The organism is Hymenobacter caeli (genome assembly GCF_013294115.1).
Taxonomy (GTDB): domain Bacteria; phylum Bacteroidota; class Bacteroidia; order Cytophagales; family Hymenobacteraceae; genus Hymenobacter; species Hymenobacter caeli.
Genome location: NZ_JABSNP010000007.1, coordinates 148,623 through 164,700 on the forward strand (window position 1 = coordinate 148,623; position 16,078 = coordinate 164,700).

9 protein-coding genes are annotated in these 16,078 nt (G+C 68.2%); 7 read left to right on the forward strand and 2 right to left on the reverse strand.

All coding sequences use genetic code 11. The features are described from left to right. The 7 genes from HNP98_RS09470 to HNP98_RS09500 all read left to right on the forward strand — a co-directional run bounded on the left by HNP98_RS09470 (window position 1) and on the right by HNP98_RS09500 (window position 11,932). Window positions 1–672 carry a hypothetical protein gene (locus HNP98_RS09470; RefSeq protein WP_173809820.1) on the forward strand — a complete coding sequence of 224 codons (672 nt, stop codon included), beginning with the start codon at window positions 1–3 and terminating at the stop codon, window positions 670–672. Then, entirely contained in the window at window positions 656–1,225 is a 570-nt protein-coding gene (locus HNP98_RS09475) for a DUF420 domain-containing protein (protein WP_173809821.1), read from the forward strand. Before HNP98_RS09470 ends, HNP98_RS09475 begins: the two co-directional genes overlap by 17 nt. A 63-nt stretch (window positions 1,226–1,288) precedes the next feature. Further along, on the forward strand, window positions 1,289–1,552 hold the full coding sequence (locus HNP98_RS09480; protein ID WP_173809822.1) for a hypothetical protein: 264 nt from the start codon (window positions 1,289–1,291) through the stop codon (window positions 1,550–1,552). Between the two features lie 98 nt (window positions 1,553–1,650). After that, entirely contained in the window at window positions 1,651–5,472 is a 3,822-nt protein-coding gene (locus HNP98_RS09485) for a sensor histidine kinase (protein ID WP_173809823.1), read from the forward strand. A 63-nt stretch (window positions 5,473–5,535) separates the two neighbouring features. After that, complete coding sequence (locus HNP98_RS09490; RefSeq protein ID WP_173809824.1) at window positions 5,536–9,435, forward strand: hypothetical protein; 3,900 nt, start codon at window positions 5,536–5,538, stop codon at window positions 9,433–9,435. 220 nt (window positions 9,436–9,655) lie between these two features. After that, complete coding sequence (locus HNP98_RS09495) at window positions 9,656–11,332, forward strand: sodium/sugar symporter (protein ID WP_173809825.1); 1,677 nt, start codon at window positions 9,656–9,658, stop codon at window positions 11,330–11,332. A gap of 93 nt (window positions 11,333–11,425) precedes the next feature. Then, the gene (locus HNP98_RS09500; protein WP_173809826.1) at window positions 11,426–11,932 is read left to right on the forward strand and encodes a cupin domain-containing protein; all 507 of its coding nucleotides are present in this window, start codon (window positions 11,426–11,428) and stop codon (window positions 11,930–11,932) included. A 194-nt stretch (window positions 11,933–12,126) separates the two neighbouring features. Here HNP98_RS09500 and HNP98_RS09505 read toward each other — a convergent pair whose 3' ends face one another. After that, a complete protein-coding gene (locus tag HNP98_RS09505; RefSeq protein WP_173809827.1) occupies window positions 12,127–13,773 on the reverse strand; it encodes a MutS-related protein in 1,647 nt (548 codons plus the stop codon). Between the two features lie 234 nt (window positions 13,774–14,007). Continuing rightward, window positions 14,008–16,065 carry a beta-N-acetylhexosaminidase gene (locus tag HNP98_RS09510; RefSeq protein WP_173809828.1) on the reverse strand — a complete coding sequence of 686 codons (2,058 nt, stop codon included), beginning with the start codon at window positions 16,063–16,065 and terminating at the stop codon, window positions 14,008–14,010. Window positions 16,066–16,078: the final 13 nt, after the last annotated feature.

Consider the following 16,078-nt stretch of genomic DNA (forward strand, 5'->3'; position numbering starts at 1 on the left):
ATGCGGCCCCGCCAAACCCTGTTGCTGGGCTTTCTGCTGCTGTTGCCGGTGCTGGCCTTTCTGTTTCTGTACCGTTTCGGCTCCAACCGTTACGCGCTGCCAACCTACCTGCCCGACCGCGTGGATTCCACGCAGGTTGGCGGTAAGTGGCAGCGCGATACTGTTTTCCACCAAGTAGCGCTGTTTCGCCTGCTGGCTTCCGACGGCCGCGAGGTGAGCAGCCAGGACCTGGGCCGTGGCGTGTGGGTGGCCCAGCTGTTCGGGCCCGACGAGACCAGCGCCCGAGTGGCCCGCGAGCTGCTGCAAGTGCAGGAAAAATACCGCCACGACCCCCAGGTGCGCCTGGCGTCGGTGGTGCTGGACGCTGGTCCGGCCCCCGCCGCCGCGCTGGCCCGGCTGGCCGAACAATACGGCACCATTGCCGGTAAATGGATGTTCTTAACGGGGCCGGCGGCGGTGCTGGGGCCCCTGGTGCGGGGCGAGCTGGGCCGGGCCGCCCGCCCGCACCAGCTGCCCCCCGTGCCGGCCGCTGACTTGCTTCCGGGCCGGCTGCTGCTGCTGGACCGCGACCGGCGCGTCCGTGGCGTGTACGACGGCACCAAGCCGCGGGAAATTGACCGCCTGCTCACCGAAATCAACGTGCAACTCTACGACTATGCCCACCCCCGCTGAACAACTGCACCCGCCCGTGCTGCCCGCTGGCGACTACACGCGCTACAAAATTATCCTTGGTACGCTGGGCGTGGTGGTGCCGCTGCTGGTAGCGGTGCTGTTTTCGTTTCCCAACGTGTTCCGCATTCCCGGGGCCCAGGTAAAATTTCTACCGGCCGTGAACGCCGTGCTGAACTCGCTGACGGCGGTGTGCCTGCTGGCCGGCTACTACTTCATCCGGCAAAAGCAGGTGCTGCGCCACCGCGCCATGATGGGCACGGCCTTCGCCCTGGGCGGTCTGTTTTTGCTGTCCTACGTGGCTTATCATTCGCAGGTAGCCAGCACGCACTTCGGGGGCGTGGGCGCGGTGCGCTACGTGTACTTCCTGCTGCTGCTCACCCACATCAGCTTGGCCGTGGTCACGGTGGGCCTGGTGCTGTTTACGCTCTACTTTGCCCTCACGGGCCAGTACACCAAGCACAAGGCCATTGCCCGCTGGACGTTTCCGGTGTGGCTCTACGTGTCGGTGACGGGCGTTATCGTGTACTTCATGATTGCCCCTTATTATACTTAAGTTTTGGCGGTGCGCCGGGCGGGCGGGCCGAACTTTACCGTTAAAAACCTGTTGGTAGCTTATATGAAAACGAAAGCAACGATTTTCCGGGCACTGGCCGCGCTGGCGCTCGTGTTTATGCTGGGGCTGGCGCCGTTGGTGGCCGGGGCCCAGTGCGTGATGTGCAAGGCCCAGGTGGAGGCCGCCAAAGCCGAAAACGACGACTACGACGTGTCGGGGCTCAACAAGGGCATCGTGTACATGGCCTCCGTGCCCTACCTGCTGATGGGGGCCGTGGGCTTCCTCTGGTACCGCCGCACCCACCCCAAGCCCGCCAAAGCCAAGTAGGGCGGCTCCTGGCCCGGCCCCGCACCGACTGATTTTATAAAATGCCGCCAATTGGCGGCATTTTTGCTGAAATGAGCTTTCGCTTCAGCCCTTCGTCCGTGAGAAAATTGCTGACCACTTGGCGGCCAAGCCCGGTGGCGTTGCTGGTGCTGGCGGGGGTATTCTTTACGTTGGGCTTTCTGGCCAGCCGCTACGGCCAGCTGCCGGGCGTGGTGCGCCGCACCGACCTGCGCCGCCTGCAACAGCTGGTGCGGGCCGCCGAAACCGTGGCCAGCCGCGACGCCGACGCCATCGCCGCCCAAGTGCCGCGCGGCGACTACAGCTTCGCCCGGCTGCTGGCCACGTCGTACTACCCCGCCTTCGTGCTGCGCGACGGGAAGCTGCGCTACTGGTCGTCGGCCGAACTGCGCCCCAGCGCCGACGACCTGGCCGGGGCCGGCCCCGAGCGGGCCGTGGAAACGACGTTTGGGCGCTTCCTCCTGGTGCGCCGCCGCGCGGGGCCCTGGCAAGTGCTGGTTTACGTGCCCCTGGAGCGGCACTACGGCATCCGCAACCGCTACCTGCGCGAGGGCAGCACCGCCGACGTGTTCCAGGGCCTGCGCCTGCGGGTGGTGCTGGACAGTACGGCCCAGCAGCTGCCGGCGTTTCGGTCGCCGCAGGGAGCGTACCTGTTTTCCATCAAGCAAGCATTTCCGTACCGGCTCACGGGCCAGTACGTGCCGTTGGCGCTGCTGGTGCTGGCGGTGCTGCTGTACGCGGCGGGCTGGGGCGGGCTTGCCTGGCGCTACTGGCGGGCCGGGCGGGCGGGCACGGCGCTGCTGGTGGTGGGCGGGCCCCTGCTGCTGCTGCGCGGGGCGCTGCTGTACCTGGGCCTGCCGTTTTCGTTCATCGAATTGCCCCTGTTCGACCCGCGCGTGTACGCCGCCTCGCTGGTGGCCCCCTCGCTGGGCGACCTGCTGGTGAACGCCTTGCTGGCCTTTGGGGCCGCCGCCGGGGTGGGGGTGCTGTGGGTGCGCAGCCGGGTGGCGGAGCGGGCCCCGGCCCCGCGCGGCCCCCGGGGGCAGGCGCTGGCCATTGCGGCGCTGGGGGGGCTGTTCTGGGGGCTGCTGTGGCTGCTGTACGTGGACTACGGCAGCATCTTTACCGGGGGCCAGCTGAGCCTGGACGTGACGCGCGGCCTGCCCCTGACCGGTTTTCGGGTGGTGCTGGCCCTGGCCCTGGTGGCGCAAACGGGGGCCTACCTGATTGGCTTCTTCCTGCTCACGCAGTTGGCCGAAACCGTGCTGCAACACGTGCCCGAGCGGTTGCTGCTGCTGGGCACCGCGGGCACCGCCGCGGTGTCGTTGCTGCTGGGCCTGGTGCTGGGCCAGCCGCTGGCGCTGCTGTTGGGGGTGCTGGCCACGTTCGGGGCCCTGGTGCGGGCCGCGCGGCTGCGGGTGGGCCCGGCGGGGGGCTACCAGCTGGGGGCCCTGGGAGTGCTGCTGGGGGGGCTGGCCGCCACCACGGGGGCCCTGGCGCTGCACGAGCAGTTCGAGCAGCAGCTATTGGCCGACAAGCAGCGGCTGGCCAGCAGCCTGCTGGTGGACAACGACTTCCAAGGGGAGTTTCTGCTCGAAGAGCGCATCAATAAGATTGCCGCCGACCCGTTCGTGCGGCAAGCGCTGACCGGTTCTTTCGGCCGGGTAGAAAGCGCCGTGCGGCGCGTGGACCGGCAGTACCTGGGCGATTATTTCGACAAGTACGAGAGCCAGGTGACGCTGTACGACGCCGCCGGCCAGCCGCTCGACGCCCCGGCCGGCACGCCCAGCCTGGCCCAGGCCGGCCGTGCCATTCGCCGCCGGGCCACCCGCACCGACCAGCGCGGCGTGTACCTGCTGCGGGCCGACAACTCGTTCAGCTCGCGGCACTACGTGGCCCTGGCGGCCGTGGGCGGGCCCGGCCCGGGTGGCGTGGGGCCCGCCCTGGGCACGGTGCGGGTGGACCTCACCCTGAAAAAGCTGACTTCGTACAGCGTGCTGCCCGAGCTGCTCGTGGACCAGAAGTTTTTCCGGCCCAGCAGCGTGGACCAGCTCAGCTACGCCGGCTACGACCGCGGCCGGCTCGTGTACAGCGAGGGCGAGTTCGACTACGCCAACCGCCTGCCGCCCGCCCGCCTGCGCGACCCGCGCCTCTACGCCCTGGGGCTGGAGCTGGGGGGCTACCAGCACCTGGCCGTGCGCGGGGCCGGGCAGCGCACCGTGGTGGTGACCACGGCTACCTACTCGCTGGCCGACGGGCTGGCCAATTTCTCGTTTCAGTTCCTGCTGTCGGCCGGGTTTTGGTTGGTGCTCGGCGGGGCCTACCTGCTGCGGCGGCGGCGGGCCGGGGTGCGGCTGCGGCTCAACTTCAGCGCGCGCATCCAGCTGCTGCTGAACGCGGGCATCGTGGTGCCGCTGGCGGTGGTGAGCGTGGCCACGGCCGGCCAGCTTATCGCCTCGTACCGCTCCGACCTGATGCGCACTTACGAGCGGCGCGGCGAGCTGGCCCTGGGCAGCGTGCGCGCCCAGCGCCGCCTGCTGGCCGACACTACCGCCCGGCCCCTGCTGGCCGCCCTGGCCCGCAACGTGGCCGCCCTCACCGAAACCGACATCAACCTCTACAACGCCCGCGGCGAACTGCTGGCCAGCAGCCAGCCCCTCATTTTTGAGGCCGGCCTGCTGGGGCCCCTGCTCAACCCCGAGGCCGTGGCCACCCTGCGCGAGCGCGGGGCCCGCCGGGCCCTGCTCACCGAGCAGGCCGGCACGCTGGCGTTCACGGCCCTGTACCTGCCGGTGCGGGCCAGCGCCAGCGAGGTGGCCGACAGCGCCGGCTACCCCCTCACGGGCCGCCGCCCGCGCGGGGCCCCCGCCGACCTGCTGCCCGACGACGCGGCGGGCCCCATCGTGGGCTACCTCGGCATTCCGTTCTTCGACTCGGCCAAAAATCTCGATACTAAGCTCACGGGGCTGTTTACTACGCTGCTCAACATCGTAACGGTGATGTTTCTGCTGTTTCTGGGGTTGGCCTTCGTGGCGGCGCGGCAGCTCACGGCCCCCCTTAAGCTCATCACCGAAAAACTCACCCGCACCACCCTCACGGGCCAGAACGAGCCGATACCGTACCGCAGCAGCGACGACGAGATTGGCCTGCTCGTGCGCGAGTACAACGCCATGCTGGGCAAGCTCGAAGCCAGCCGCCGCGAGCTGGCCGCCCAGGAAAAAGAAGTGGCCTGGCGCGAAATGGCCCGCCAGGTGGCCCACGAAATCAAGAACCCGCTCACGCCGATGAAGCTGAGCCTGCAATTTTTGCAGAGGGCCATTGCCGAGCGCCGCCCCAACGCCGAGGAGCTGATTGGCCGCATCAGTCAGACGCTGATTACGCAGGTGGACGTGCTGAGCGACATCGCCACCTCGTTCAGCACCTTCACTAACCTGCCCGCCATGCGCCCCGAGCGCCTCGACGTGGTGGCCGTGCTCCGGCGCTGCGCCGATTTGTTCCGGCAGAGCGACGGCGACGAAAACGGCGAGCTGCGCCTGGCCCTGCCCCCCGACGGCACCTACACCGTGTTTGCCGACGAAAGCCTGCTCGTGCGCACCTTCAACAACCTGCTGCTGAACGCCAAGCAGGCCGTGCCGCCCGGCCGGCCGCCCCGCCAGACGGTGGCGCTGCGGGCCGCGGGCCCCGGCCAGGTGCTGATTACCATTGCCGACAACGGCGCGGGCATCGCCGACGACGTGCGGCCCAAGGTGTTCGTGCCCAACTTCACCACCAAGGAGGGCGGCTCGGGCATCGGGCTGGCCGTGGCCAAGCGTGGCATCGAGAGCGCCGGGGGCCGCCTCTGGTTCGAAACCGTGGTGGGGGAGGGCACCCAGTTCTTCATCGAGCTGCCCCTGGCGGGCTAGGCGGTGGGCCGTGACACGAAACCGGGCCCGGCGGCGTTACGGCCCCGTTCCGACCTTTACTGCATGGCCCGTTTCTACCGCTTGCGCTTTCCCTGGCTGGGCCTACTGGTGGCGGTGTGGGCGGGGCTGAGCGGCCCGGCGGCCCGGGCCCAGCAGCGGCCGGGGGCCGACACCCTTAAACCAGCGGCCGCGCTTAAGCTGGCAGCCGCCGCGCCCAAGGCCGCGGGGCCGGCGGCCCCCGCCCCGCCCCGGCCGGCCCGCGAAGCGCTGCCGCCCAACACCCGGCGCTGCCGCTACCTGCGCCTGGCGCTGGGCCGCGACACCACCGACTTCGCCCTGGCCGACACGCTGACCGTGGTGCCGGCCTCCGTGACGGCCGGCGGCCGCGCCGTGGCCTACGACCCGCGCACCGCCCGCTACCGCCTCGTGCGGCCCGCCCCGCGCGACAGCGCCGGGGCCCCGCGGCCCGACTCGGTGCTGCTCTGCTACCGGGTGCTGCCGCTGCGGCTGGAAACGGCCCGCTTCCGGCGCTCGGCCCGGCTCATGGACAGCGTGGGGTTCCGGCAGCGGCCGTTCGGGTACGAGGATTTTTCGGTGAAGGAGCAGATTCTCAACACGCCGGGCATCAGCAAAACCGGCAACCTGGCGCGGGGCATCAGCTTCGGCAACACCCAGAACGTGTTCGTGAACTCGGCCCTGAACCTGCAATTGGAAGGGCAGCTCACGGACGGCATCCACCTCACGGCGGCCATTTCGGACCAGAACGTGCCGTTCCAGCCCGAGGGCAACACCCAGCAGCTCCAGCAGTTCGACAAGATTTACATCACCCTCACCAGCCAGCAGGGCAGCCTGACGGCCGGCGACGTGGTGCTGCGCAACAAGCCCGACTACTTCCTGCGCTACTACAAAAACATCCAGGGCGCGGCCATCGAGGCCAACATCGGGCCCCCGCTGCCGGGCCTCACCAACGGCCCGGCGGCCCAGGGCGTGGCCAACACGGTGTTTCTGAACGGCCAGCCCGGGCAGCTGCCGGCCGCCCCGGGCGGGGCGGTGCCCACCCTCAACCCCGCCGGCATCAGCCAGCCCCAGCAGGCCGACCCCAACCGCCGGGCCCCGCTGGCCGGCGCGGCCCCGCTGGCCGGGGCCACCGCCACGGCCAGCGGGCGCACGGCCAAGGGCCTGGCCTGGCAATCGTCCACGGCGGTGGCGGGCGGGGTGGCCAAGGGCAAATTCGCCAGCCTCGACGTGGCCCCCATCGAGAACGTGCAGGGGCCCTACCGCCTCACGGGGCCCAACGGCGAGCAGTTCATCATCGTGCTGGCCAACTCGGAGCGGGTGTACCTCGACGGCCGGCTGATGGTGCGGGGCTTCGACGCCGACTACACCATCGACTATAATTTGGCCGAAGTGACCTTCACGCCGCGCCACCTCATCACCAGCAACTCGCGGCTCAAGTTCGACTTTGAGTATTCCGACCTCAACTACTCCCGCTCGCTCTACGCCCTGAGCCACTACCAGCAAATCGGCAAGCTGGCCCTGCACGCCAGCTTCTACCAGGAATCGGACAACCCCGACAACGCCGCCAACCTGGAGCTAAGCCCCGCCGACCGCCTGCTGCTGCGCGGAGCCGGCAACGTGGCCGCCGTGGACGCGCCGGGGGCCGACTCGGCCGCCTTCAACCACACCATTGTGCAGTACCACCGCGACGTGGTGCTGCCGCCCGGGGCCGCCCAGCCGGTGGCCGTGTTCACCTACGTGGGGGCCACCGCGCCGATTGACTCCGTGCGGGGCGTGTACACGGTGCGCTTCACCGACCTGGGCCCGGGCAACGGCGACTACGTGGCCAGCACCAAGTACGTGGCCGCCAACGGCCGCGTGTACGAGTACGTGGCCCCCGTGGGCGGGGTGCGCCAGGGCCGCTACCAGCCCACGCGCCGCCTGCCCACGCCGCAGCTCAAGCAAATGGCCAGCGCCGGGGCCAGCTACGAGGTGGCCCGCGGGGCCACCGTGTTCGTGGACGTGGCCCAGTCGCGGCTCGAGCGCAACCGCTTCTCGCCCGAGAGCGACCGGGGCGGGGCCTTGCACGTGGGCTACGCCGTGCAGGACCGCCGCCTGAACCTGCCCGGCCTGCGCGACTACCGCCTGCGCTCGACGCTGGATTTTGAGTACACGGCCCCCCGCTTCGCGCCCATCGACCGCTACCGCGACGTGGAGTTCGACCGCAACTGGAGCACGGCCAGCACCGTGCAGGGCAACGACGTGGGCGGCGTGGCCCGGTCGGACAACGTGCTGAACTTCAGCGTGGGCCTGGCCAAAAACGTCAACAACAATTTCAGCTACCGCCTGAGCCGGCGCTACCGGCCGGGCGCGGTGAACGGCTTGCAGCACTGGCTCGACGGGGCCCAGAAATTTGGGGGCCTGGAGCTGCGCGGCTCGCTGTTTTTGCTGAATTCCGACGCCGGGCGCTTCCACTCCACCTGGGCGCGGGGCGAGGGCACGGCCCGCTACGTGGGCGGGCCCCTGGTGCCGGGCTACGCCTACCGCTTCGACAAAAACCGGGTGGCCCTGCCCTCCGGCGACAGCGTGCGCACGGCCAACTACTTCGACGAGCACAACTTCTTCCTCCAGAGCCGCGACTCGGCCCGCACCAAGTTCCGCCTCGACTACAGCTACCGGCGCGACCAGGCCCCCACCGCCGACCTCCAGGCCCTGGCCGTGCGCAGCACCGCCCAAACCTGGCAGGGCAGCCTGGCCGCCCGCCCCGGCAAAAACCAGGATTTGCGCGTCATCGCCACCTACCGCAGCCTGGCCCAGCGCGACAGCGCCCTGAGCCGCACCGTGCTGGGCAAAATCGACTACAACGTGGGCCTGTTCCAGAACCAGGTGCGCTCGGAGCTGAGCTACAGCGTGGCCACCGGGCGCGAGCTGCGCCGCGACTACTCCTTCCTGGCCGTGCCCGCCGGCCAGGGCACCCACTACTACGTGGACGTGAACGGCAACGGCATCCAGGAGAAGAACGAGTTTTTTGAGGCCCAGACGCCCGACGCCCAGTACCGCACCTACATCAAGGTGTACCTGCCCACGGCCGACTACCTCACCGCCTTCACCAACCGCCTCAGCTACCGCCTCACCACGGCGGCCCCGCGCGGCTGGCACGAGGCCGGGGGCCTGCGGGCGGCGGCCGCGCGCTTCGCCACCCTCACCAGCATCACCGTGGACCGCCGCACCACCAACCCCGGCCTGGGCCAGCGCCTGAGCCCGTTCGGCTACGGCACCCAGGACGACCAATTGCTGGCCTACAACCAGCTGCTGCGCAACACGCTGTATTTCAACCGCTCCAACCCCATCTTCGGAGCCGAGCTGACGGTGCAGCAAACCCAGCAGAAAACCCTGCTCACCGAGGGGTTCGACTTGCGCAACCTGGCCACCCAGAGCCTGCTGGTGCGGCGCACGCTGGCGCAGTTTTTCACGGGCCGCCTCACCCTCTCCCGCGACATCCGCGAGGCCCAGAGCGACTACCTCACCACGGCCACCACCAGCCGCAACTTCCGCCTGCTGAACTACGCCGTGCAGCCCGAAATCAGCTACCAGCCCTCGCCCGCGCTGCGCTTCACCGGCACCTACCTGCACACCAGCAAGCGCAACGTGCGCGAAGATGCTTTTTACGGCGTGGCGGGCGTGTTCGACGATTTGGGCCTGGAAACCCGCCTCAGCCAGGTCAGCAAGCGCACCCTCACCGCCGCCACGCACGTCACCCGCGTGGGCTTCGGCGGCGACCCCAACTCGGTGGTGGGCCTGGAAATCCTGAACGCCCTGCGCGCCGGCACCAACCTCACCTGGAACCTGAACCTGGAGCAGCGCCTCAGCAACGGCCTCAACCTGACGGTGGCCTACGACGGGCGCAAGTCCAGCGGGCTCAACATCGTGCACACCGGCCGCATGCAGCTGGCGGTGCTGTTTTAGGGGCCCGGCGGGTACCGGCGCGGCAGCTCCCCCGGCGGGGCTCCACAAACGATTGCCGGCCCAATGCCCGCCCCGATGGTGACTTTGTTGCGAAGTTTGAGCACCTTCGCCTTTTAGACGGGGCCCGCGCCGCCCGGCCAGGGCGGCAGTGGCGTGGCTCTGGCTTTGGTTGTCACCTCTTTCCACCGATTTGGCGGGTCCCGCGCACCTTTCCCTCCTCATGAAGCAACACCAACTGGCCACGGCCGACTACATCGTTTTCCTCATCTACTTCGTGGTCGTCGCCGGCTACGGGCTGTGGATTTACCAGCGCAAAAAGTCCGAAGCCAGCGGCTCGAAGGACTACTTCCTGGCCGAAGGCTCGCTGACGTGGTGGGCCATCGGCTCGTCGCTGATTGCCAGCAACATTTCGGCCGAGCAGTTCGTGGCCATGTCGGGCTCGGGCTTCAAGATGGGCCTGGCCATCGCGGCCTACGAGTGGATGGCGGCCATTACGCTCGTGGTGGTGGCGGTGTTCTTCATTCCGGTGTACCTCAAAAACCGGATTTTCACCATGCCGCAGTTCCTCAACCAGCGCTACAACGGCACGGTGGCCATGATCATGGCCATTTTCTGGCTGCTGCTCTACATCATCGTCAACCTGACCTCGATCCTCTACCTCGGGGCCATCGCGGCCAGCACCGTGTCGGGCATCAACCTCAACGTGTGCATGTACGCCATGGCGTTTTTCGCCGTCATCATCACGCTGGGCGGCATGAAGGTGATTGGCTTCACCGACGTTATCCAGGTGTTTTTCCTGATTCTGGGCGGGTTGGCCACCACCTACCTGGCCGTCAACCTGGTGTCGGAGCATTACGGCACCACGGGCGTCTTCAACGGCCTGCACCTGATGTACACCCAGGCCAACGACCACTTCCACATGATTCTGCACCGCGACAACCCGAGCTACATCGACCTGCCGGGCATGACGGTGCTGCTCGGGGGCCTCTGGATCGTGAACCTCAACTACTGGGGCTGCAACCAGTACATCACCCAGCGGGCCCTGGGGGCCGACCTGCCCACGGCCCGCGGCGGCATCCTGTTCGCGGCCTTCCTCAAGCTCCTGATGCCCGTCATCGTGGTGCTGCCGGGCATCGCGGCCTACATTCTCTACAAGCAAAACGTGTTCGGCGCCGGCGAGTTCCTGCAAGGCGGCGAGGTGAACCCCGACCGCGCCTACCCGGTGCTGCTCAACATCCTGCCGGCGGGCCTCAAAGGGCTTTCGTTCGCGGCCCTCACGGCGGCCGTGGTGGCCTCGCTGGCCGGCAAGGCCAACTCCATCGCCACCATCTTCACGCTCGACATCTACAAGAAAGCCATCAACCCCGAGGCCTCGGAGAAGACGCTGGTGAACACCGGCAAAATCGCCGTCGTGGTGGCCATGGTCCTGGGGGCCCTCATTGCCCCGCACCTGGGCATCGACAAAAAGGGCGGCTTCACCTACATCCAGGAGTACACGGGCTTCGTGTCGCCGGGCATTTTCGCCATGTTCATCCTGGGCTTCTTCTGGAAGAAGGCCACGTCCACAGCGGCCATGTTTGCCACCATTGGGGGCTTCCTGCTGTCGGTGCTGCTCAAGTTCCTGCCGGGCTTTGCCAACCTCTCGTTCCTGGCCCCGTTCGGCTTCGCCGTGCCCGTGAACGGGGTGTACGAGATTCCGTTCCTCGACCGCATGGGGTTCGTGTTCGTCTTCTGCATTATCGGCATGGTCGTCATCAGCCTGCTGGAGAGCCGCCGCACCACCCGCACCGGCGGCCTGGAAATCGACACGGCGATGTTCCGGCCCAACGCCACCTTCACGGCGGGGGCCCTGCTGGTGCTGGGCATCGTGGTGGCCCTGTACTCGGTGTTCTGGTAAGAAATTCTGCCATCTTTGCGGGCCGCCGGCTAGCGCACAGCGCGGGCGGGCGGCCCGTTTTTTGGCCCTTCCCTTCACTTCCATCCTTTCCCCATGAGCACCCCCGACCCCCAAAAGCACCTCGTATTCGAGGAAGTAGCCCAGCGCCTGCGCGGCGAGGGCTTCGGCATTGACAAGCAGGACGAGACGCGCCCCTGGGGCGGCTTCTTCGTGCTCGACGAAAGCCAGGCCCAGCAGTTTGCCGATAAGTACTTCGACGGCCTCTCCATCGAGGGCCTGAAAATCTCGGGCAAGCTCAGCCCCAAAATTCTGGTGGTGGCCCCCTTGCAGCGCCTCTCGTGGCAGTACCACCACCGCCGCGCCGAAATCTGGCGCGTGGTGCAGGGCCCCATCGCCGTGGCCACCAGCGCCACCGACGAGCAGCACGAGCCGCAGCACTACGGCCCCGGCGAGCAAATCACCCTCCAGCAGGGCGAGCGCCACCGCCTCATCGGCCTCGACGGCTGGGGCATCGTGGCCGAAATCTGGCAGCACACCGACGCCGCCCAGCCCTCCGACGAGGACGACATCGTGCGCGTGCAGGACGACTTCGGTCGCTAGGGCCCCAGCACCTGAAAATTGAAAAGCCTCGATTCTGCTTGAATCGAGGCTTTTTGTTGGGCCTTAGTCAGCCTGATGGTGGCGGGTAGGCTGCTTAACGATTCGGTTATAACCCTTGTAACGTTTAGCAATTCACGGTTTGCAGAACGTAAAAACTACGCTCGATGCAGGCTACTATCGCTGTGCTGAGACCTTTAGCCTGACGAATTCTCCTCGCAGCTGGTCGAATCAGCCACAGAACCAAGTTCTCCCGGCGTGGTCGGTTGCGCGCTGCTGGGTTGCGCCCGCGCCGCCAACGTGGCACTGAGCGCCTGCGCGGCGGCTACTACCTGCGCCGGGTAGTGCAGGCGTGCCAGCAACCGAATGGCATTGCGCGTGGTGAGCGGCCCGGCTTTGAGGCGGTAGTCGAAGTGCCAGTCTTCCGCCGTGACCGTCTCGCAAAAGTGGTATTCGACAAAGCACGCCTGCAAGAGCGCGCCCAGCTCCCCGTCGTGGGTGGCCGCCACGACCCAGCTGCGCGGCTGCAAATAGGCCAGCACGGCCTGGTTGGCGGCGATGCGCTCCTGCGTATTCGTGCCTTTGAACAGCTCGTCCAGCAGCAGCAGGTAGCCGCCGGGGGCCGCGTCGCAGGCCAGCAGCAGCTGCCGCATGGTTTCGGCTTCGACCAGGTAATAGCTTTTGCCCGTGGGCAGGCTGTCGGCCAGGCTGAGGCTGGTGAGCACCCGGCAAAAAGGGGCGCGGTAGGCGGCGGCCGGGCACGTTGCTATCGTCTGGGCCAGCAGGGCATTCACGCCCAACGTGCGTATAAAAGTGGTTTTGCCCGCCATGTTCGAGCCGGTAAGCAGTACGCCGGGCCCGGCCAGGGTCAGGTCATTGGGCACGCACCCCGGCACCAGCGGGTGGTAGGCGGCGTGCAGCTGGATGCCCTCGGCGGCCGGCCCGAAGTGCGGCACGCAGGTGGCGTGGCGCTGGCGGAAGCTGGCCACCGCCAGGGCGCAATCGACGTAGCCAACGGCCTCAAAGACGGTCCGAATGGCGGGCGCTTGCTGCTGCACGGCCACCCGGCAACGGGCATACAGCAGCACGTCGAGCAGCAAAAACATCCTGAGTAAGCTGAGCACCAATAAGTTGTCTTCCACCTGAAAGAACGCTACTTGCCACATGATGGCCCTCAGCCGGGCCAGGGGCGCGGCCAGCGGCTGAAGCGGCCGCAGGGGCAGGGCCGCCCGGTGCAGCGCCTGGCCCGCCCGACGCAAGCGGCCCAATTGCAGCAGCGGGCGAACACAGTTCCTAATCCGCTTGAGCTGCCAGAAGTGAAATACCGCATTGGTGAGGGCCAACACGAGCGTCCCCACCCAGAGCCCGGGGAGCCAAAAGCCCCCGAGCAACGTGGCCAATAGCCCCAGCGCGAGCAGCGGCGCGAAGCGCGCGCCGGGCAGCGTGGGGAGGGGCTGCCCACTCAGTAAATCGGCCAAGTAGTACGCCTCGTGGGCCGTCAGCTGGTCGAGGGCGAGCAAGGCCTGCCCGCGGGCCACGGGTTGCTGCGCCAGCAGGGTCGTGGCCGCATCGAACTCCTGCAAGGCGGCCTCGTCGGCGAGCGGGCTGCGTAACCGGTGGTAGAGGCACTGCTGGCCTACCGGGCTCACCGTGGCATCGAGCAGTCCAAAGAGCAATTCGCCGTTCAGGTCCGCCCAGGTTTGGTCCGGTAGGCGCTGGTACGCGGGCTCGTGCTGCACGTGGTCGTAGTAACGGGCCACCAAAGAGAAGTAGGGGGAGCGTGCAGGCGGCTGGTGCCAGGCCGCCTCCAGGCGGCGTAAGCGCGTGCGGGAAGAAGTCCACATGAGAAGCAAGGGTAGCTACCAGGGCGTGGGCGGTGAGGTGAAGCCACTGGTGATTACGGGCAGTGTGAAGAGTAATTAAGTAGTGCCTATGCGGAAAGTGCCACACTGGGTACAATAGCTGAGCGGGCCAAAAACCGCCCCTTTTTCAAGAAGTGCCCGGTTAGCAGCATTATGCTAATGGATAAAAATCTGATAGGCGGGGCCCATCACCACCTTCTACCCACCAAAACGCCCCTACAGCCCCGTCAGCCGCCGCGCAGCCTTCACCACGGCCAGCTCGGCCTGGCCGGCGGGCAGCTGGGCGTCGTCGAGGGCGGCGCGGGCCGTCATTTGCCACACGGGCAGGGCGGGCTGGTTGGTTTCGAGCTGCGCGAGGCGCTCGAGCAGCACCGTGGCCAGGGCCCCCAGCCGCGTGGCGAGCGGGGCGTACTCGCTCAAGACGGGGCCTGCTAACAGCAGGGGCTGCAAGGCGGCGCTGGTGGCTTGCCAGCGCAGCAGCTGGGCCCGCAGCAGCAGCAGCTGCCGGGCCAGGGCGGGCGGGCGCACCGGGGCGGCCAGGCCGGCCAGTACACTGTCCACAGCCGTGCCAAACTCCCGGGCCACGTCCGATTCGGCCGGGGCGGCGTCCACGAGGCGGGTCAGGGGCGTTTGGGTGGTGTACTTGAAGCCCAGGAAATGGCGCTTGTAGTCCTTCACCGGCTCCAGCACGCCGGCCAGGGTGGTGAGGGGCCCCAGGGCCCCGGCCGGGGCCATTTGCCGCAGCAGCTGGGCCGGGGCGCGGCGGTGGCGCAGGCCCAGAGTTTCCAATTGAGCGGAGACCAAGGCCAGGCGGCGGTACAGGTCGGGCACGTCCTGGGTGGTGGCTTGGGGCGACCACAGCCGCTCGGCCACGGCCGCCGCCCGGGGCCAGACCCGCGAATCGTAAATAACTGAATCGGCGAACTCGCTCCACATGGCCGCCTCGCCGCCCAGCACCAGTTTTTGCTGGGCCGCGTCGAGGGGCGTGGCGGCGGGCAGCGGGTCGGCGGCGTAGGCGTCGGCGGCGGGGTGGTTCAGGTCGAGGTAGTAGCCGCTGGAGAGCAGGGCGGGGTGGCCCAGGCGCACGGCTTCGGCCAGGCCTTTGGCCCCGCGCCAGCTCTGGACGACGACTTCCCGGGGCAGGTCGGGGCCCAGGATTTCGTCCCAGCCCACCATTGTTTTGCCCCGGGCCTGCAAAATGGTCAGCACCTGCCGGTTGAAATACGTCTGGAGCTGGTGCTTGTCCACGGCCTGGCTGTCGGCCTTCAGCATCCGGTGCTCGCGCATGAAGGCCACGATGCGCGGGTTGCGCCGCCACTGCCGCCCGTCGTTTTCGTCGCCCCCCACGTGGAAGTACGGGTCGGGAAAGAGCCCGGCCATCTCCGTCAGCAGCGAATCGAGGAAGGCGTAGGTGCCGGATTTTGTGGGGTCGATGGCGATATTCAGCACCCCCCAGCGGATGGGCACGGCCTTCACGGAATCGTTGGAGCCCAGCCGGGGGTAGGCCGCCACCAGGGCCCCGGCGTGGCCCGGCAGGTCGAACTCGGGCACCACCCGAATGCCCCGCGCCGCGGCGTAGGCCACCACCTCGCGCACCTGGGCCTGGGTGTAGTAGCCGTCGGCCCCGGCCACTTGTTGCAGGCGCGGCAGCCGCTTGCTTTCCACCCGCCAGCCCTGGTCGTCGCACAAGTGCCAGTGCAGCACGTTCAGCTTCACGGCCGCCATGCCGTCGAGGTTGCGCTTAATAACGGCCACCGGCAGGAAGTGGCGGGCCGCGTCAATCAGCAGCCCGCGCCAGGCGAAGCGCGGCTGGTCCTGGATGTCGGCCTCGGGCAGGTAGCGGCCGGTTGTGGCGGGGCGGGGCAGCTGCTCGAGCGTGGCCAGGGCCCGCAGCACGCCCAGGCCGGTGGGCGCGTCAATCAGCACGCCGCCCGGCGTGATGCGCAGGCTGTAGCGCTCCTCGTCTAGCTTTTCGGGGCGGCCCGCCCGCCCGTAGCGGATTTGCAGCACCGGGCCGGGCGTGCGCGGGGCCCGGGCGGGGCCCTGCAAGCGGGCCAGGGTGCGCAAGGCGGCCGGCCGGATGGCCGGGTCGGCGGGGCCGGTGATTTGCAGGCGCAGCGGGGCTTTCAGGGCCAAGCGGCCGGTGCCCCAGCGCAGCTCGGTGGGCTGGGGCAGCAGGGGCGAGGGCTGGGCCGCCGCCGGGCGCGTCGTCAGCACCAGCAGCACCCAAAGCCACCTCGCCCATTCGCTCGCTTCACCGGCCTTGCGCGTCATATTCAGCCTAATA